Origin of the sequence: Pseudomonas hamedanensis (assembly GCF_014268595.2) — a bacterium.
Classification (GTDB): Bacteria; Pseudomonadota; Gammaproteobacteria; order Pseudomonadales; family Pseudomonadaceae; genus Aquipseudomonas; species Aquipseudomonas hamedanensis.
In genome coordinates this window covers 3,964,545-3,980,279 of sequence record NZ_CP077091.1, presented here as the reverse complement: position 1 = coordinate 3,980,279, position 15,735 = coordinate 3,964,545, and the positions used below count along the sequence as shown (strand labels likewise).

19 protein-coding genes are annotated in these 15,735 nt (G+C 60.0%); 8 read left to right on the top strand and 11 right to left on the bottom strand.

The features are described from left to right. Positions 1 to 12: 12 nt before the first annotated feature. Together HU739_RS17165 and HU739_RS17160 are read right to left on the bottom strand one after the other, a co-directional pair. A complete protein-coding gene (locus tag HU739_RS17165) occupies positions 13 to 1,797 on the bottom strand; it encodes a GMC family oxidoreductase (RefSeq protein WP_186546306.1) in 1,785 nt (594 codons plus the stop codon). A 2-nt stretch (positions 1,798 to 1,799) separates the two neighbouring features. Continuing rightward, positions 1,800 to 2,546 carry a gluconate 2-dehydrogenase subunit 3 family protein gene (locus HU739_RS17160; protein ID WP_186546307.1) on the bottom strand — a complete coding sequence of 249 codons (747 nt, stop codon included), beginning with the start codon at positions 2,544 to 2,546 and terminating at the stop codon, positions 1,800 to 1,802. 280 nt (positions 2,547 to 2,826) lie between these two features. Between HU739_RS17160 and HU739_RS17155 the strand changes: the two genes are divergently transcribed. Beyond that, positions 2,827 to 3,474: a phosphatase domain-containing protein gene (locus tag HU739_RS17155; protein WP_186546308.1), complete on the top strand. Its 648-nt coding sequence runs from the start codon at positions 2,827 to 2,829 to the stop codon at positions 3,472 to 3,474. Here HU739_RS17155 and HU739_RS17150 read toward each other — a convergent pair whose 3' ends face one another. The 3 genes from HU739_RS17150 to prlC form a co-directional block, all read right to left on the bottom strand. After that, positions 3,475 to 5,502: a M3 family metallopeptidase gene (locus HU739_RS17150; RefSeq protein WP_186546309.1), complete on the bottom strand. Its 2,028-nt coding sequence runs from the start codon at positions 5,500 to 5,502 to the stop codon at positions 3,475 to 3,477. It abuts the gene before it with no gap. Between the two features lie 113 nt (positions 5,503 to 5,615). Further along, the gene (locus HU739_RS17145; protein WP_186546310.1) at positions 5,616 to 5,906 is read right to left on the bottom strand and encodes a YheV family putative zinc ribbon protein; all 291 of its coding nucleotides are present in this window, start codon (positions 5,904 to 5,906) and stop codon (positions 5,616 to 5,618) included. Next, on the bottom strand, positions 5,903 to 7,981 hold the full coding sequence (prlC, locus tag HU739_RS17140) for an oligopeptidase A (RefSeq protein WP_186546311.1): 2,079 nt from the start codon (positions 7,979 to 7,981) through the stop codon (positions 5,903 to 5,905). Before prlC ends, HU739_RS17145 begins: the two co-directional genes overlap by 4 nt. 62 nt (positions 7,982 to 8,043) lie before the next feature. On the opposite strand from prlC, the gene HU739_RS17135 reads away from it, so the two are divergent. Together HU739_RS17135 and HU739_RS17130 are read left to right on the top strand one after the other, a co-directional pair. Then, complete coding sequence (locus HU739_RS17135; protein WP_186546312.1) at positions 8,044 to 8,589, top strand: gamma carbonic anhydrase family protein; 546 nt, start codon at positions 8,044 to 8,046, stop codon at positions 8,587 to 8,589. A gap of 28 nt (positions 8,590 to 8,617) precedes the next feature. Continuing rightward, on the top strand, positions 8,618 to 9,268 hold the full coding sequence (locus HU739_RS17130) for an HAD family hydrolase (protein ID WP_186546313.1): 651 nt from the start codon (positions 8,618 to 8,620) through the stop codon (positions 9,266 to 9,268). Positions 9,269 to 9,362: 94 nt separating this feature from the next. Here the strand turns inward: HU739_RS17130 and HU739_RS17125 are convergent, their stop codons facing one another. Next, positions 9,363 to 10,445 carry an aminopeptidase gene (locus HU739_RS17125; RefSeq protein ID WP_186546314.1) on the bottom strand — a complete coding sequence of 361 codons (1,083 nt, stop codon included), beginning with the start codon at positions 10,443 to 10,445 and terminating at the stop codon, positions 9,363 to 9,365. Positions 10,446 to 10,504: 59 nt separating this feature from the next. Between HU739_RS17125 and HU739_RS17120 the strand changes: the two genes are divergently transcribed. Both HU739_RS17120 and HU739_RS17115 read left to right on the top strand, forming a co-directional pair. Then, positions 10,505 to 10,927 carry a PA0061/PA0062 family lipoprotein gene (locus HU739_RS17120; protein WP_186546315.1) on the top strand — a complete coding sequence of 141 codons (423 nt, stop codon included), beginning with the start codon at positions 10,505 to 10,507 and terminating at the stop codon, positions 10,925 to 10,927. 40 nt (positions 10,928 to 10,967) lie between these two features. Then, positions 10,968 to 11,387, top strand: a complete 420-nt coding sequence (locus HU739_RS17115) for a PA0061/PA0062 family lipoprotein (RefSeq protein WP_186546316.1) — start codon at positions 10,968 to 10,970, stop codon at positions 11,385 to 11,387. Between the two features lie 4 nt (positions 11,388 to 11,391). Here the strand turns inward: HU739_RS17115 and HU739_RS17110 are convergent, their stop codons facing one another. Together HU739_RS17110 and HU739_RS17105 are read right to left on the bottom strand one after the other, a co-directional pair. Beyond that, positions 11,392 to 11,631, bottom strand: a complete 240-nt coding sequence (locus tag HU739_RS17110; RefSeq protein WP_186546317.1) for a DUF1161 domain-containing protein — start codon at positions 11,629 to 11,631, stop codon at positions 11,392 to 11,394. A 250-nt stretch (positions 11,632 to 11,881) separates the two neighbouring features. Continuing rightward, positions 11,882 to 12,313 carry an OsmC family protein gene (locus HU739_RS17105; protein WP_016772308.1) on the bottom strand — a complete coding sequence of 144 codons (432 nt, stop codon included), beginning with the start codon at positions 12,311 to 12,313 and terminating at the stop codon, positions 11,882 to 11,884. On the opposite strand from HU739_RS17105, the gene HU739_RS17100 reads away from it, so the two are divergent. Together HU739_RS17100 and HU739_RS17095 are read left to right on the top strand one after the other, a co-directional pair. Continuing rightward, the gene (locus tag HU739_RS17100; protein WP_186546318.1) at positions 12,312 to 12,557 is read left to right on the top strand and encodes a hypothetical protein; all 246 of its coding nucleotides are present in this window, start codon (positions 12,312 to 12,314) and stop codon (positions 12,555 to 12,557) included. The two genes, HU739_RS17105 and HU739_RS17100, sit on opposite strands and share 2 nt — an antisense overlap. Next, on the top strand, positions 12,554 to 13,555 hold the full coding sequence (locus HU739_RS17095; RefSeq protein WP_186546319.1) for an LLM class flavin-dependent oxidoreductase: 1,002 nt from the start codon (positions 12,554 to 12,556) through the stop codon (positions 13,553 to 13,555). The genes HU739_RS17100 and HU739_RS17095 overlap by 4 nt, the downstream gene beginning before the upstream one ends. A gap of 171 nt (positions 13,556 to 13,726) precedes the next feature. Here HU739_RS17095 and HU739_RS17090 read toward each other — a convergent pair whose 3' ends face one another. Together HU739_RS17090 and HU739_RS17085 are read right to left on the bottom strand one after the other, a co-directional pair. Beyond that, positions 13,727 to 13,951: a DUF1161 domain-containing protein gene (locus HU739_RS17090; protein WP_186546320.1), complete on the bottom strand. Its 225-nt coding sequence runs from the start codon at positions 13,949 to 13,951 to the stop codon at positions 13,727 to 13,729. A 126-nt stretch (positions 13,952 to 14,077) separates the two neighbouring features. Beyond that, the gene (locus HU739_RS17085) at positions 14,078 to 14,293 is read right to left on the bottom strand and encodes a dodecin (protein ID WP_016772305.1); all 216 of its coding nucleotides are present in this window, start codon (positions 14,291 to 14,293) and stop codon (positions 14,078 to 14,080) included. Between the two features lie 155 nt (positions 14,294 to 14,448). Here HU739_RS17085 and HU739_RS17080 point away from each other — a divergent pair, with 155 nt between their 5' ends. Further along, positions 14,449 to 14,775, top strand: coding sequence for a DUF883 family protein (locus HU739_RS17080; RefSeq protein ID WP_007911686.1), 327 nt, complete (start codon positions 14,449 to 14,451; stop codon positions 14,773 to 14,775). Here HU739_RS17080 and HU739_RS17075 read toward each other — a convergent pair. After that, a complete protein-coding gene (locus HU739_RS17075) occupies positions 14,748 to 15,665 on the bottom strand; it encodes a LysR family transcriptional regulator (RefSeq protein ID WP_186546321.1) in 918 nt (305 codons plus the stop codon). The two genes, HU739_RS17080 and HU739_RS17075, sit on opposite strands and share 28 nt — an antisense overlap. Between the last annotated feature and the right edge of the window lie 70 nt (positions 15,666 to 15,735).

The window sequence follows — 15,735 nt, the reverse complement described above, 5'->3', positions numbered from 1 at the left end:
GGTCATCGCTCCTTAAGCCTGAACCAGCGGGCCGGGGTTTTTCAGGTACTGCTCGCGGATGGCTTTCGCCGACCAGTAGGTCAATGCCGCGACCAGACCGGTCGGGTTGTAACCCAGCCCCTGCGGGAACGCCGATGCCCCCGGAACGAACACGTTGTGCACGTCCCAGCTCTGCAGATAGCGGTTCAGCGCGCTGGTCTTTGGATCGGTGCCCATGATCGCGCCACCGTTGAGGTGGGTGGTCTGGTACGACGCGGTGTTGAAATGATCGCCGACTTTTTTGCCAATCACCGCAATGGCTTTCGGGCCCATGGCCTCAGCGATCTTGCCCATTTTCTCGACCATGAAGCGGTTCATCTTGATGTCGTTTTCCTGCCAGTCAAACGTCATCCGCAGCAACGGAAGGCCGTAGGCATCGCGGTACACCGGATCGAGATCGAGGTAATTGCCGCGGTAGGACTGATGCGCGCCGTGGGCGTCCATCGACACCTGATGGGTGTAGTAATCGGCAGTCGCACGTTTCCACGCGCTACCCCAGGCCGGAGTACCTGGCGGGTTCGAGGTACCGGCGATCGGTCGGCTGCCGGCCTGGTTGACCCACATCGGTGAGCCGCCGACGAAGCCGTGCGGGCCGTGGTCGAAGTTGTCCGCGTTGAAGTCGTCCACCGCCACGCCGTTACCGCCGGCGCCGATGAAGTTGTTGGTGTGGGTGTCCTTGTCGAAGAACGCCTTGATGGTCGCCATGTTCTGGTAGGCGAAGTTGCGCCCGACCACGCCTTCGCCGCTGATCGGGTCGTACGGCTTGCCGATGCCGGAGAGCAGCATCAGGCGCACGTTGTGCAACTGGAACGCGCCGAGGATGACCAGATCCGCCGGCTGCTCGATTTCGCGGCCCTGGCCGTCGATGTAAGTCACGCCGGTCGCTTTGGTTTTGCTGCTGTCGAGGTTGACCCGCAGCACATGGGAGTTGGGCCGCAGTTCGAAATTCGGCAGGGGCTTGAGCGCCGGCAGAATATTCACGTTCGGCGAGGCCTTCGAATACATGTAGCAGACGTAGCCGCTGCAGAAACCGCAGAAGTTGCACGGACCCATCTGCGCGCCGTAGGGATTGGTGTACGGCCCGGAAGTATTGGCCGAAGGCAGGTTGTAAGGTTTGTAACCGACTTCTGTAGCCGCTTTGCCGAACAGCTGTGCCGATACCGTGTTCTTCTGTGCTTCAAGCGGGAACGGGTTGGAACGATCCGCCGCATAAGGATTGCCGCCCTTGCCCTGACCGACCAATTGGCCTTTCACGGTCCAGGCCTGGCCGGAGGTGCCGAAGACTTTTTCGGCGAAGTCGAAGAACGGCTCCAGCTCTTCATAGCTGACGCCGAAGTCCTGGATGGTCATGTCCTTGGGGATAAAGCTTTTGCCGTAGCGTTCTTCGTAATGGCTGCGCATGCGCAACTCGATCGGATCGACGCGAAAGTGCACGCCCGACCAGTGCAATCCGGCACCGCCGACGCCGTTGCCCGGCAGGAACGCGCCCAACTGGCGGTTCGGCAGGGCGATGTCGTTGACGCTGTGACGGATGGTGACGGTCTCTTTCGAGATGTCCTGAAAGAGTTTTTTCCGCACGCTGTAGGTGAGTTCGTCGATCACCTGCGGATAGTTACCGTCGGGGTAGGTGTCCTGCATCGGCCCGCGCTCCAGCGCCAGCACATTGAGACCCGCTTCGGTCAATTCCTTGGCCATGATCGCGCCGGTCCAGCCGAAACCGACGATGACTGCATCAACCTTCTTCATTACCGTTGCCATCCTTACGCCCTCTCGCCGCGAATCGACACTGCCGGGAAGGGGTATGGCTCGTTGCGTTCCACCCAATCCATGAAATCGGCGCGAGCGCCGGGGAAACCGATCAGGGTCCAGCCGACCATGCCTTTATTGCCACCGTGGATTGGGTCGCAGAAGAAGCCTTCCTTGGTGTTTTGCAGCAGCAGATTGAAGAAAACCTTCGCCGGAACGGCGTCAAACTGTGGTTTTCCGGCTTCGAGTTGCTTGAGCAATTCGTCTCGGGTAGCGCTGTCTTGCTCGGCAAATGTTTTACCGTTGAGGGCTTTTGCCCACTGGTCCGTGGCGGCGATACCCAGGCGATAGATGTCCTTGGGGACCAATTTGCTCTGCCAGCCCATTTCCGGCGCGGCGTCGGCGTTGAACGGGCCTTGCATGTACCAGAGGGCGCCAGCGGCATACGGCGTGTTCATCTGACGATCGATGTATTCCGGCACGCCGGCTTCGAGCGCACCCGGGCCTTGGGCATCGTTGGGGATCAGTTGCGCGACGGCGGCGTTGATGAACGCCCATTCTTCGGCGGTGAAGTAGTTCGGCTGGTAAACCTGCGCATCGGCGGAGGCAGGTTGTGGCGCGGCAGCCGCTGGCGCGCTTTGCGGGGCGGCTTGCAGCACGCTGCTGCCCAGGCCGGTGCTGGCCAGGGTGACCACCGGGATCAGGGTCAGGGATTTGCGTAAAAACTCACGCCGCGGGTTGTCTTGATCTTGATCAGACATGGAAGGGCACCTCATCAGGCAAAAAAGTCAGCCGCTTCTGCGAGCAGCTCGAGGGATTTCGCGTTGCGATGACGGAAGTCTGGCCCGGGAAAAGGCGACACGTCTGCAACATCATGTGACAAATGGTAGCAGGCTAAGCATCAAGAAAAACCGCTTGCGCGGAAAAAAGCCGCGAACGCAGCGGTTCACGATTCTTTGACGGCCTGCTCACGACGCCTTGACCGCCAAACACCGAAGCTGCAGTTCCTTCAACGAACATTGCCGAAACGGTCAGCCCAGCATGTCCCAAGTGCGCTTTTTCCCTGTGTTGTGTTTCTCCCTGATTGCCCTGTTGCATGGCATCGCCGCCCGGGCTGCCGACGCGATGCAGTCTCGCCCGGCCGAGTGGGCGCAGCCAGTCGAGGCGCAGTTCAACCTGTTCCGCCTGTCACCGACGCTGTATCGCAGCGCCTTGCCCAGCGCTGGCGCGGTGCCGCTACTGAAAAATCTGCATGTCGTCACGGTGATCAATTTCCTGCCCGAAGCGGACAGCGCCTGGCTGTCGGATCCTGGCATCAAGCAGGTGCAGTTGCCGTATCGCACCAATCATGTCGATGACAGCGATGTGCTCAAGGTCTTGCGCGCGATTCAATCCGCCGAAGCCGACGGCCCGGTGCTGATGCATTGCAAGCACGGTTCTGATCGCACCGGTCTGATGGCGGCGATGTACCGGTTGGTGGTGCAGGGCTGGACCAAAGAGCAGGCGCTCAAGGAGATGACCGAGGGCGGCTTTGGCGACAGCCAGCACTTTCGCGACAGTGTGCGCTACGTGATGCAAGTCGATGTCGACCGGCTGCGTGAAGCCTGGGTCAATGGCGAATGCAGCACCAGTGCATTCGCCATCTGCTCCATGAAAAGCTGGTTCGACTCGGCTCATGTTCAGCGCTGATCAGTTCGGCAGCCCGGCAAACAGTGCGTGACTGATTGGTTGGCCAAGGAAGGTTTCCAGCGCGGCGGGCAGTGACTGCGTATCGCCCGAGAGCAGCGTCTCGCGCAGATCCCGGCCCGTTTGCGGGTTGAACACGCCCTCGCGCTCGAAGCGTTTGAAGGCTTCGCTGGCCATCACCCCTGACCATTTATAGGCGTACACCGAAGCTTCGTACCCGGTTGCCAGATAATCGAAGCTGTTGGCAAACCGACAGTAATCCGGTATCGGCAAGTGGGTGAATTCGCGTTGCACGTCGTCGAATACTTGCGCAATGCTGCGTCCGTCGTCGTGACTGCGGTGCAGCTCGAAATCGTATAGCGCACTCATCAATAACCTGGCGGTTTCCCGGCTGCGTTGTGCGTCAAGGGCGGTCAACGCGGTGGCTATCCGGGTTTCGGACAGGCGCTCGGCGGTTTTGTGATGAATGGCCAGCCAGCGCAGAAACTCTGGCGAGTGCGCCCATTGTTCAAACAACTGCCCGATGAATTCGGCAGCGTCGCGGCTCAGTTGCGAAATACCCGAGAGGTTGTAATGCGGCGAACGGGTAAGGACGTGGTGCAGGCAATGCCCGAACTCGTGCAGCAATACGCGCAGGTCATGGTGCGACAGCAGGTTTTCATGGCCGGCGGCTGCGGCGGTAAAATTGCTGTGAAGCGAGGCAATCGGCAGCGCTGGTCGGCCTTCGGCATTGATTCTGCGGTTGCGCAACACACCCGTCCACGCATAGTCAGTGCCGGCCTCGCGGCGAAACAGGTCGATATAGACGTAGCCGATCGGTTGACCATGCTCGCTGACTTCGAACAGGCGGACGTTATCGTCGAAGCGCTCGCCCTGGGTGTCTTCGCTGACTTTGATCCCGAGCAGATGCTCGCTGAATCGGCAAAGGCTGCGCAACGTGGTGTCCAGCGCAAAATATTCGCGCAAGTCATCCAGCGCGCCGTCCATGCGTTGGCGACGAAACTGCTCAGCCAGAAAATCCTGATCCCATGCTTCGACCTGCTCGATGCCCTGCTCGCGAGCGAAAGCCTGCAATTCCTCGGTTTCAACCGCCAGAGAGGCGGCATTGAGCGCTATTTGTCTGCGCAGAAAACCGCTGACCTGAGAGGTGTCAGTGGCCATACGATCATGCAGGCGCAACTGCGCGAAATTGTCGAAGCCCAGTGTTCGGGCTTTTTCGTGACGCAAGGCCAGCAACACCATCAACACTGGCTCGTTGTCGAGGTGTTCGGCATCAGGCCCCTGATCCGAAGCACGTGTGCAATACGCCCTGTAGCACTCCTCGCGCAGCGCGCGATTTTGCGCCTGAATCATGATTTGCTGATAAGTGTTCTGCTCCAGTGTCAGTCGCCAGCCGGGAAGTCCTGCCTGTTTTGCATTGGCCGCCAGATGCGCCTGCACGGCGGGCGTCAGCCCTGCCAGGAGGGAGACGTCAATAATGTGCTTGCTCCAGGCGGCACTGGCAGCGTTGAGATTGCTCATGAACAGCTTTTGCATGAGGTCGATCTCGACGTTCAATTGCGCCAGTTTTTCCCGTTGAGCGCCCGGCAGTCCGGTTCCCGCCATTTGAAATTCACGCAGGATCTTCGCCAGCGAGGCTTTGCGTGACGCGCTGAAGCTGGCCGCAATCGAACTGTTTGCCAGCCGTTGGCAGGTCTGGAGCAATGCCGGATTAGTGCTTTTCGCAGCGATGAACTGTTCTGCGATAACGCTGCTCAGGGCGCTCTGCTGTAACCAGTCGGGATCGTTGGAACGGATCACCGTCAGGAATTCGATGACCGCCTGGGTTTCGTGCAGGCGCGCGTCGGCTTCATCGATGGCGATCACCACATCGTCCCAGTTGGGATGCTCCACCTGAGTGGCGATGACGTTTTTGATGATCCGTTGGTTGTCGGCAACGATCGTTTCGATCGCGGGCACCAGGTGCTCGGCGCGCACCGCCGACCAAAGTGGCAGCGTCCAGTGTTGTAGCAGCGGATTGGTGTCAGGCATGGCGTCTTCCATGAAGTATGGCTGGATTGACCAGCCTAATCAGGAAGCGCAGGGGCGAGGTGGTAGATAGTTACCACCCCCCATCCGACAATCGGCAGGGGGGCGGTGCCGACTCACTGTGGCTCGTCGGGCTTTTTCTTCAGTTTCGGGTTCGGAAAGAACTGTACCGCCTGAACCTTTTTGTCCGGCGCAGGCTTCAAGGCGCTGGTGTTTACTCGCGTGCCCAGCTCTTTAGGCACCGACAGACCTTGTTCGTTGAGCGTGTCGGAATAACCGCAGGCCACGCACTCGCGGTGCGGCACGCCGTCCTCGTTCCACATCATCAACTTGTCCGGCTCGCTGCACGCCGGGCAGACCGCCCCGGCGATAAAGCGTTTCTTGGTGATTACAGGCCCCTCGCTCATGCTGCCGCGTCCTCACTCAGGCCGCTGTGACGCAACAGCGCGTCGATCGACGGCTCACGGCCACGGAAGTCGACGAACAGCACCATCGGTGCCTGCGAGCCGCCGCGGGCCAGAATCGCTTCGCGGAAGGCGCGACCGGTATCCGCGTTGAGTACGCCGTCCTCTTCGAATTTCGAGAAGGCATCGGCGGACAGCACTTCTGCCCACTTATAGCTGTAGTAACCCGCGGCGTAACCGCCGGCAAAGATGTGCGCAAAGCTGTTGGGGAAGCGGTTGTAGACTGGCGGACGCATCACCGAAACCTCGTCGCGCACGCCTTCGAGCACCTGCGCCACGCTGCGGCCATCGCCGTGGGTGGCGTGCAGTTCGAAGTCGAACAACGAGAACTCCAGTTGGCGCACCATCATCAGGCCGGACTGGAAGTTTTTCGCCGCGAGCATTTTTTCCAGCAGGTCCTGAGGCAGCGGTTCGCCGGTTTCATAGTGACCGGAAATGAGCGCCAGGCCTTCCGGTTCCCAGCACCAGTTTTCCATGAACTGGCTCGGCAGCTCGACCGCGTCCCAGGCCACGCCATTGATACCCGATACGCCGGCGTGATCAACGCGGGTCAGCAGGTGATGCAGGCCATGGCCGAACTCGTGGAACAGCGTGGTGACTTCATCGTGGGTCAACAGCGCCGGTTTGCCGCTGTCCGCCGGGGTGAAGTTGCAGACCAGATTGGCTACCGGGCTTTGCAGCACGCCGTCAACAGTCCGGCGACGGTCGCGGGCGCCGTCCATCCACGCGCCGCCACGCTTGTTGGCGCGGGCGTAGAGGTCGAAGAAGAAGCGGCCGACGTGCTGGCCGTTTTCCTTGATCTCGAACAGGCGCACGTCCGGGTGCCAAGTGTCGAAGCCTTTGAGTTCGGCGATTTCAATGCCGTACAGACGCTGGACGATGGCAAACAGACCGCCCAGCACCTTATCGATCGGGAAGTAGGCGCGCAGGGTTTCCTGGGCAACGCTGTAGCGTTGTTCACGCAGCTTCTCGCCATAGAAACCGCTGTCCCAGCTTTGCAGATCGCTGCAGCCCTGTTCGGCGGCATAGGCGCGCAGCTGTTGCAGGTCCTGTTCGGCGAACGGTTTGCTGCGCTGGGCCAGATCGCGCAGGAAACTCAGTACCTGGTCGCTGGACTCAGCCATTTTGGTGGCCAGGCTCAGCTCGGCGAAGCTGGCGAAACCCAGCAGGCCGGCCAATTCCTGACGCAGGTCGAGGATCTCTTCCATCACCGGACCGTTGTCATTCTGACCGGCGTTCGGGCCTTGATCCGAGGCGCGGGTGCAATAGGCAGCGTAGACTTCCTCACGCAGCGCACGGTCTTGCGCGTAAGTCATCACGGCGTAGTAACTAGGGAATTCGAGGGTGATCAGCCAGCCGGCGAGGCCCTTGGCCTGAGCGGCAGCGGCCATTTGCGCCTTGGCCGAATCGGTCAGGCCGGCGAGGGCGGCTTCGTCAGTGACGTGCTTGGTCCACGCCTGGGTGGCGTCGAGCAACTGGTTGGAGAAGCGGCTGCCCAGCTCGGAGAGTTTGCTCTGCACTTCGGCGTAGCGCTTCTGTTGCGCTTCCGGCAGATCAATACCCGACAGGCGGAAATCGCGCAGGGCATGTTCCAGAATGGTTTTTTGCGCCACGTCGAAGCCGGCCGCTTCCGGGCTGTTGGCCAGGGCTTCATAGGCCTGGAACAGCTCGCGATTCTGGCCCATTTCGGTGGAGTAGGCGCTCAGGGCCGGCAGGCATGACTCGTAAGCTTCGCGCAGCTCGGCGCTGTTGCACACGGCGTTAAGATGGCTGACCGGACTCCACGCTGCACCGAGGCGGTCGTTGAGTTCGTCCATCGCCAGCACCAGACCCGCCCAGGTCGGGTTCTGGCCCTGGGTCTTGAGGATGTCGGCGATCGCAGCGCGGTTGTCGGCCAGAATGGTTTCGATGGCCGGCAGGACATGTTCGGCACGGATCGTGGAGAACGGTGGCAGGTCGTAGGACTGCAGCAGAGGGTTGTTCACGCTCACGGTTGGCACCTTGGCTGGAAGAAACATGCGCCCATCTTAATTACAATCGACACTCACCGCAGCTATCGGCGACAGAGAGAGAACTAATCGTGTCCCTTCGCAAATACCAGAATCACACCCCGCAGTTGAGCCAAGGCGCGTTTGTCGACGGCTCCGCGGTGGTGATTGGCGACGTCGAAATCGGCGAAGACAGCTCCGTCTGGCCATTGACGGTGATCCGCGGCGACATGCACCGGATCCGTATCGGCGCGCGCACCAGCGTCCAGGATGGCTGTGTGTTGCACATCACCCATGCCGGCCCGTTCAACCCGGACGGCTTCCCTTTATTGATCGGCGATGACGTGACGATTGCCCACAAAGTCATGCTGCACGGCTGCACAGTCGGTAGCCGCGTGCTGATCGGCATGGGCAGCATCGTCATGGATGGTGCGGTGGTTGAGGACGACGTGATCATTGGCGCCGGCAGCCTGGTGCCGCCGGGCAAACGCCTGCAAAGCGGGTTCCTCTACGTGGGCAGCCCGGTGAAACAGGTGCGGCCCTTGAGCGAAAAGGAAAACGCCTTCTTCACCTACAGCGCGGCGAACTATGTGAAGCTCAAGGACCTGCATCTGGCCGAAGGCTACGACACACTCTGAATCGATTCGCCACTGCCCAGGAATTTCCATGCATCATCAAACCGTACTGTTCGACCTCGATGGCACCCTGACTGACCCGCGTGAGGGCATCACCCGTTCCATTCAGTTTGCCCTCGCCAGGCTCGGCATCGATGAACCCGACCTGAGCAAACTGGAACATTTCATCGGCCCGCCGCTGCTGCAAGCGTTCATGCAGTTCTACGATTTCGACGAGGCCAAGGCCTGGGACGCGGTGAATTTCTATCGTGAGCGCTTCAGAGTCACTGGTCTCTACGAGAACCGCGTGTTCGACGGGGTGACGCCGCTACTGGAAACGCTCAGCGGCCAGGGACGCCAGTTGTACATCGCGACGTCCAAGCCGTGGGTGTTTGCCCGTGAGATCGCGCGGCATTTTGATTTCGCCCGGCATTTCAAAGTGATTTACGGCAGCGAACTGGATGGCACGCGGACCGACAAGGTCGAGCTGATTGCACACTTGCTCGCCGAAGAAGGGCTGGATCCGACGCAGACCCTGATGATTGGCGATCGTAAACACGACCTGATCGGGGCGCGCAGCAATGGCCTGGAGGCGGTGGCGGTGGGCTATGGGTTTGGTAGTTTCGAGGAGTTGACGGCCGAGGCGCCGGCTTATCATTTCCAGACACTGGCCGAGTTGCATCAGGCGTTTTTGCAGCGCTGATAAGATGGCTATCGCGAGCAGGCTCACTCCTACAGTTGGAATGCATTTCCCTTGTAGGAGTGAGCCTGCTCGCGATGAGGTCCTCACAACCACCTCAGCTATCTGGATCTGCCAGTCCTTTCAAAGCTGCCTTGCGCTCACCAACCGGCAACTTCCCCAACCGCTCGACCTCGGCATAAAACCTCAACCAATCCCCTCCAGCCTGCCTGAACAACGCGGCAAACGCCGGCACCCACTGGTCGTACAGCCCGAACGGCAACAACCGCGCGTTATTCAGCGGCGCGCTCACCCAGGCGTCATAGCGCTTGTCCCCGGCCCACTGGCTGTCCCTCATGGCCCGATAATCGCGGCGCAAGCGTTCGAATTCCGCGGCTTTGCGCTCGCGCATCTGCTCGGCCGCCAATGGCTGCGCGTACAGCTTCTCCAGCCGTGAACGCGTGTCGAGTATCAGCCCGATGAACTGGTCACGCTGCTTGAGCCTGGCGTCCGACTCCGCTGGCAGCCCGCGAAACGCGCGCCATTGCCGCGTGCCTTCTTGCTCGACAAACGTGGCAAAGGACTCGTTGAACTCGGTGTCGTCCTGCACATAGACCCGTTGATGGGCCAGTTCATGAAAGATCAGCGTGGCCAGACGCTCATCGCCCCAGCCCATCATCGAATTCAGAATCGGGTCGTTGAACCAGCCCAGCGTCGAGTAAGCCTCGACGCCGCCAATCGCCACGTCCATGCCTTGCAGGCGCTGGATTGCCGCTTCGCCCCGCGCGGCGCTCTGGTTGTAATAGCCGCGATAGGCAACGCAGCCGGCAATCGGGAAGCAGTGGTTTTGCGGGGTCAGGGAAAACTCTGCTGTGGCGAACACGTTCCACACTACGAACGGGCGGCCAATGTCGGCGTACAGGCGATAGCTCTGGTTGTCGGGCAAGTGCAGGTGTTCGCTGGCGAAGGCGCGCGCCTTCTGCGACTGGGCCAGGTGGGCGCGCAGAGTTGCGTCACGGCTTGGGTCGGCGATGACCTTTTCCACAGGTTCGCGCGCGCGCAGCAATTGCAGTTGTCCACTGGCCAACTGGCCGTAATAGCTGACGCTGGCGCAACCGTTGAGCAACAAAAACAACACACCCGGAAACAAAAACGCAAAAACGCGATCAAGTAACCCAAGGCTTGAAAACGGCCCGATCACAATAAGAAATCCCTCGGAGAGTCTGCCCGCAAGACTATCCCGCCTTAAGGAGCACCGCTATGCGCATGTTAATGCTGACAGGAAGCCTGCTGATGCTGGCCGGTTGTGCCAATTTTGGCATGCCCGATCCGGACCCTTCGCAAGCCTGGATCGATCTCGATGCCCGGCAACCGGACACGGCGCTGCAAGCGCTGCAAGTCGATGCCAGACAGGCCATCGACAAACGTTATTTCGAAGTACAGCCTGGCAGTCATGAGTTGAAGGTGCGTTATCAATTCCCTGTGGAGGCGACCAACATAGGCCCCGACGCGGAAACGTTGTGGCGCGATTGTCAGTTGAGCGTGAAATTCAAGGAGTTCAACGCCGGCCAGCGTTATCAACTGCAGGCTGGCAGCATCGGCTTCCGGCCATGGGCCAAGCTCTACGATGAACAGCGCAAAGTCGTCGGTCAGGGCACACCGGCGGGCTGCCAGAGCAGCTGATCGGCGCTATGCTGGTGATTCAGATCTGTGGATTTCCGTCATGCGTAGGTTGCCGCTGTTGCTCATCGCCAGTCTTGTCGCCGGTTGTCAGGCGCCGTTACCGGCCGTCGACCCGCAAATGGCCTGGATCGAATTCTCGACGCCAAGCCCTGGCGGCAAGCTGTTGATGGCCGAACGTCTCGATAACCAGCGATTGCGCGACGGCCGTTTTTTTCAGGTAACGCCCGGTAGCCATGAGTTACGGGTGCGTTTCGACTTCGAAGTGTTTGGCGGCGGTGGCAGTCTGCTGACCGGCCCGGTAGAGCGTCTGTGTTACCTGACGATCCGTTACGACCACTTCGAGGCCGGTCAGCGTTATCTGCTGGAAGGGCGCTCGTTGGCGTTCACCCCAAGCGCACGCTTGTACAACGCCAGGCGCGAGATCGTTGCTGAAGACCGGGAATTCAACTGCATCATCTAGCAATTCAGTTGCCGTTTTTCTGGTAGATGATTCTCTTCTTACCGTTCTCGCACGAACCGACAATCATGGCTGAGTCGTGCTGCTTTGCCTCTTCCTTGGTGATGATTTCCAAGGTGTACGAGGGTATGGCTTTCGCCTGAATCTTGATTTCGATTTCTTTTCTGAGCTCTTCGCAGTTCTTGGGGGCTGCGATAGCGGACGTGGCCAGTGCACTGCAAAGGATCGCCAAGCCAATACGTTTCATCAGTGAAGCTCCTTGAGGCAGCGCGCACGGGCGTGCGCTGAAGCTGCTGTCGATTATTCGACCACATTTTCATCGAGCGGGTTCTGACTTTGCTCACACCTTGAGATGTGCGTGATGTTCAGATTGCTATCGCGAGCAGGCTCGCTCCCACAGGGGATCGCATTTATCCAGTTGGAATGCGATCCCCTGTAGGAGTGAGCCTGCTCGCGATAGCGCCAGACCAGCAAACACCAGACCAGCAAACGCCAAATCAGCTGACCAGCGAAGCCTCCAGCGTAATCTTCGCATTCAATACCTTGGAAACCGGGCAGCCTTCCTTGGCCTTGTTGCTCAACTCCTCAAACTGCTGCTGAGTCGCGCCCGGGATCTTCGCCTTGAGAATCAGCTTCACTGCGGTGATCGCGAAGCCGCCATCGACCTGATCGAGGGTCACTTCAGCGTTGGTGTCGATGCTGTCCGCCTTCAGGCCGGCGTCGCCAAGAATCATCGAAAACGCCATGGAGAAGCAGCCGGCGTGGGCCGCGCCGATCAGTTCTTCGGGGTTGGTGCCCTTGCCGCCTTCAAAGCGTGCCTTGAAGCCGTAGGGGGCTTCTCTGAGTACGCCGGTTTCGGTGGAAATCGAGCCGAGACCGGTTTTCAGGTCGCCTTCCCAATGCGCGGATGCCTTTTTCACGATAGCCATGTCTGCCTCCTCAAATGTGGCGCGCAACGCCGCGCCGTCGTGGTTGTTGCATGCAAGGCTTCTGAGGATAGACGGCGGAACAAAGTTCAGCCTGGCTGAATCGTTGACTTTTTTAGTAGGAAATTTCTTTGCTGCTATTGAATCTCGGGTATATGCCCTTATTGCACAAAACACGCTTATGGATCTGGCAGGTTTTCGTTCGCAAGAAAAACCTGCCTCCCCACTTGGAGACGCAGGTTCATGAAACAACTGTCCGACGTAAAATTTTCCACCCTCGATCTGGTGCCGGTGCGCGAGAACGGCAGCCCCGCGCAGTCGCTGCGCAATTCGCTGGATCTGGCCCAGCATGCCGAGAAACTCGGCTACACACGGTTCTGGGTTGCTGAGCACCACAACATGGACGGCATCGCCAGTTCGGCCACTTCGGTGTTGCTCGGTTATCTGGCGGGCGGCACTTCGACGATTCGCGTGGGTTCCGGTGGCGTGATGCTACCCAACCACGCGCCGCTGGTGATTGCCGAGCAGTTCGGCACCTTGGAAAGCCTGTACCCGGGACGGATTGATCTGGGCCTGGGCCGCGCGCCCGGCTCCGACCAGATGGCCGCCCGCGCCTTGCGCCGCGAACGCTCCGGCAGTGCCGACGACTTTCCCGAAGACGTTGCCGAACTGATGCGCTACCTCGGCCCGCGCACGCCGGAGCAACGGGTGATCGCCATGCCCGGCACCGGCACCAACGTGCCGGTCTGGCTGCTCGGCTCAAGCCTGTTCAGCGCGCAACTGGCCGGCGAGCGCGGTTTGCCTTACGCCTTCGCCTCGCACTTTGCGCCACGCTTCATGCACGAGGCGATCCGCGTCTATCGCAACCACTTCAAGCCGTCGGCGGTACTCGACAAGCCCTACGTGATGCTTGGTGTGCCGTTGGTAGCAGCGGATACCGACGAACAGGCCGATTATCTGGCGACATCGGTGTACCAGCGCATCCTTGCGCTGATGCGCGGGCAAAGCCTGGTGCAGCGCCCACCGGTGAAAACCATGGACGGCCTGTGGTTGCCCCACGAACGGGAAGCCGTCGGTGATTTCCTCGGCCTGGCAATGGTCGGCGGCCCGCAGAAGATCCGCGCCAAGCTGGAGGTGCTGATTGAGCAGACACAGGCGGATGAGCTGATTTTCACCAGCGATTTGTATGAGCACGCTGATCGCGTGCATTCGTACGAACTGCTGGCGCAAGTCATGAAGGGGTAAGATTCCGCACATACCCCTTGTGGGAGCGAGCTTGCTCGCGAATACGGAGTGTCAGACACTCAATATGCCATTGACCCACCGCTTTCGCGAGCAAGCTCGCTCCCACATTAGGCACATGGTGTCCATAAAAAAGCCGACGCATCCGCGTCGGCTTTTGTATTTCAGGCGCAATCAACCGCGCTTGTAGACGATTTCCTTGCTGCCACCTTCGCAGGTCCCGACCACTTTGGCGTCAGCCGCCGCGCCCTTGTCGACTACCTCCAGCGAATAGCCGGAAACACCTTTGGCGTCGAGCTTCGCCGCGATCTCGGCTTTCAGCTCTTCACAAGGCTTGCCGGCAGCAAACGCACCACCGGCAAGGCTCAACAAACCTACTGCCAACATGATCTTCTTCATCGGTTGCACTCCTGGTCGGATTGAAAAAGGCGCGCATCGAGACCTCGCCCGATACGCTCACCTATAGCGCTTTGCCATTCCCTATGGCACTCCGCCAGCGCGCAAGTTCAGAAGACCGGACCAAACTCAGCTGGCGGCGATCTTGAAACCGACTTTCAACGTCACCTGAAAATGTGCCACCTGGCCGTTTTCGATATGACCCCGGGTCTCGGTCACTTCAAACCACTCCAGGTTGCGCAGGGTTTTATTGGCTTCGGCCAAGGCGTTGTTGATGGCGTCTTCGATGCTGGTGGTCGACGAACCGACCAGCTCGACTTTCTTGTAGGTGTGATGGTCACTCATGGCGATCTCCTTGGCGTGTGGAATTGAGACTAGCAGTGAATCGTTCTGTGGTTTCGGCGGCGTTGCGCTGCCGAAGTTCAGATTTTCTGCACTTTCTCGAAGCGGCGAAGTCCCAACCAACACACGCCACTCATCACCAATGCAGGAGAGCCACCATGGCCAACACCTCTTTACGTAAAGCCTCGTTGCAAAGCATGGAAGCCGAGATCGAGAGTCTGCTCAAATCGTTGGAAAGCTTGAAAGACGATGCTTCGGACGAGTCGCGCAAGACCCTCAAGGCGCTGAAAAGCAATGCTGAAAGTGCGCTGAAGCACTCGCGTCATCTGCTCAGCGACGCTTATGAAGAAGTCAAAGTGAAAACCCGCGAGACCGGCATCGCGACCCGCGACTACGCGCAGGAGCATCCGTGGACCACCGCCGGCGTGGCGGTCGGTGCAATCGGTCTGCTGGCGGCTTATTTGCTGTTCAAGCGCGGCGAGTGATCCGTCTGGCGCAGCTCGTTCTTGAGCCATTGCGCCAGTTGCCGGGCGCGCCCGTCCGCGGCGCGCTTGGGTAGCCACAACGCCAGTTGCGCCGGGGTTTCGCAAAAGCCCCACGGTGCAACGAGGCGCCCGGCCTTCAAATCTTCAGTCACCAGCGGCTCCGGCGCGATGGCCACGCCCAGGCCTGCCACCGCAGCCTCCAGCAAGTAATACAAATGCTCGAATCCTTGCCCAAGCCTTAACGCCTTGGCGTCGAGGGCGTATTGCTGCGCCCAGCTTGGCCAGGCTTGCGGGCGCGACGTCGTGTGCAGCAGCGGTTCTTTGAGCAATGCCGAAGCGGGCGCTGTGCGCAAGCGTTGATAGCCACTGAACAACGGACTCATCACTGGGCCGATGCGCTCTGCCGCCAGTTCGTAGACCTGCATATCAGCCGGCCACGGTGGTTCGGCGAACAGCAACAAAGCATCCAGCCCGGGCCGACGCGGATCGAGATCACCCTCACCGGCCGACAAGTGCAGGCGCAAGTCCGGCAGGTCGGCATTCAGACGTCCCAGGCGCGGAATAAACCAGCGCGCCAGCAGGCTTCCGGAACAGCCGAGCACGAACGGCGCATCGGCGGTACTTTGCGTCAATTCGGCGCAAACACTGCGCAACCGATCAAACGCTTCGCCGCTGGCATCGCGCAAACGTACCCCGGCATCTGTGAGTTTCAAGCCGCGCCCGTCCTTGACGAACAAACTGACGCCGAGGTGTTCTTCCAGCACTTTCAGCTGGCGGCTGACAGCCCCATGGGTAACGTGCAACTGCTCGGCCGCCTGACTGACGCTGTTCAGACGGGCAGTGGCCTCGAAGGCGCGGAGGGCATTCAACGGGGGCAGGTCGTGGCTCATGATATCTGTGAGTTTTCCTGACAGGTTGTGGCGATCTTATCGGTTTTCAGGGCGCAGTGTCAGGGGTAGA

What these genes read in the sequence shown, in the direction of transcription:
- HU739_RS17160 (WP_186546307.1), bottom strand. Translation starts at nt 2,546, where the DNA reads ATGTCTGATCAAGATCAAGACAACCCGCGGCGTGAGTTTTTACGCAAA.
- HU739_RS17130 (WP_186546313.1), top strand. Translation starts at nt 8,618, where the DNA reads ATGCATCATCAAACCGTACTGTTCGACCTCGATGGCACCCTGACTGAC.
- HU739_RS17150 (WP_186546309.1), bottom strand. Translation starts at nt 5,502, where the DNA reads ATGCCTGACACCAATCCGCTGCTACAACACTGGACGCTGCCACTTTGG.
- HU739_RS17085 (WP_016772305.1), bottom strand. Translation starts at nt 14,293, where the DNA reads ATGAGTGACCATCACACCTACAAGAAAGTCGAGCTGGTCGGTTCGTCG.
- HU739_RS17120 (WP_186546315.1), top strand. Translation starts at nt 10,505, where the DNA reads ATGCGCATGTTAATGCTGACAGGAAGCCTGCTGATGCTGGCCGGTTGT.
- HU739_RS17080 (WP_007911686.1), top strand. Translation starts at nt 14,449, where the DNA reads ATGGCCAACACCTCTTTACGTAAAGCCTCGTTGCAAAGCATGGAAGCC.
- prlC (WP_186546311.1), bottom strand. Translation starts at nt 7,981, where the DNA reads ATGTTTCTTCCAGCCAAGGTGCCAACCGTGAGCGTGAACAACCCTCTG.
- HU739_RS17075 (WP_186546321.1), bottom strand. Translation starts at nt 15,665, where the DNA reads ATGAGCCACGACCTGCCCCCGTTGAATGCCCTCCGCGCCTTCGAGGCC.
- HU739_RS17110 (WP_186546317.1), bottom strand. Translation starts at nt 11,631, where the DNA reads ATGAAACGTATTGGCTTGGCGATCCTTTGCAGTGCACTGGCCACGTCC.
- HU739_RS17100 (WP_186546318.1), top strand. Translation starts at nt 12,312, where the DNA reads ATGTCTGCCTCCTCAAATGTGGCGCGCAACGCCGCGCCGTCGTGGTTG.
- HU739_RS17095 (WP_186546319.1), top strand. Translation starts at nt 12,554, where the DNA reads ATGAAACAACTGTCCGACGTAAAATTTTCCACCCTCGATCTGGTGCCG.
- HU739_RS17165 (WP_186546306.1), bottom strand. Translation starts at nt 1,797, where the DNA reads ATGGCAACGGTAATGAAGAAGGTTGATGCAGTCATCGTCGGTTTCGGC.
- HU739_RS17155 (WP_186546308.1), top strand. Translation starts at nt 2,827, where the DNA reads ATGTCCCAAGTGCGCTTTTTCCCTGTGTTGTGTTTCTCCCTGATTGCC.
- HU739_RS17090 (WP_186546320.1), bottom strand. Translation starts at nt 13,951, where the DNA reads ATGAAGAAGATCATGTTGGCAGTAGGTTTGTTGAGCCTTGCCGGTGGT.
- HU739_RS17115 (WP_186546316.1), top strand. Translation starts at nt 10,968, where the DNA reads ATGCGTAGGTTGCCGCTGTTGCTCATCGCCAGTCTTGTCGCCGGTTGT.
- HU739_RS17145 (WP_186546310.1), bottom strand. Translation starts at nt 5,906, where the DNA reads ATGAGCGAGGGGCCTGTAATCACCAAGAAACGCTTTATCGCCGGGGCG.
- HU739_RS17105 (WP_016772308.1), bottom strand. Translation starts at nt 12,313, where the DNA reads ATGGCTATCGTGAAAAAGGCATCCGCGCATTGGGAAGGCGACCTGAAA.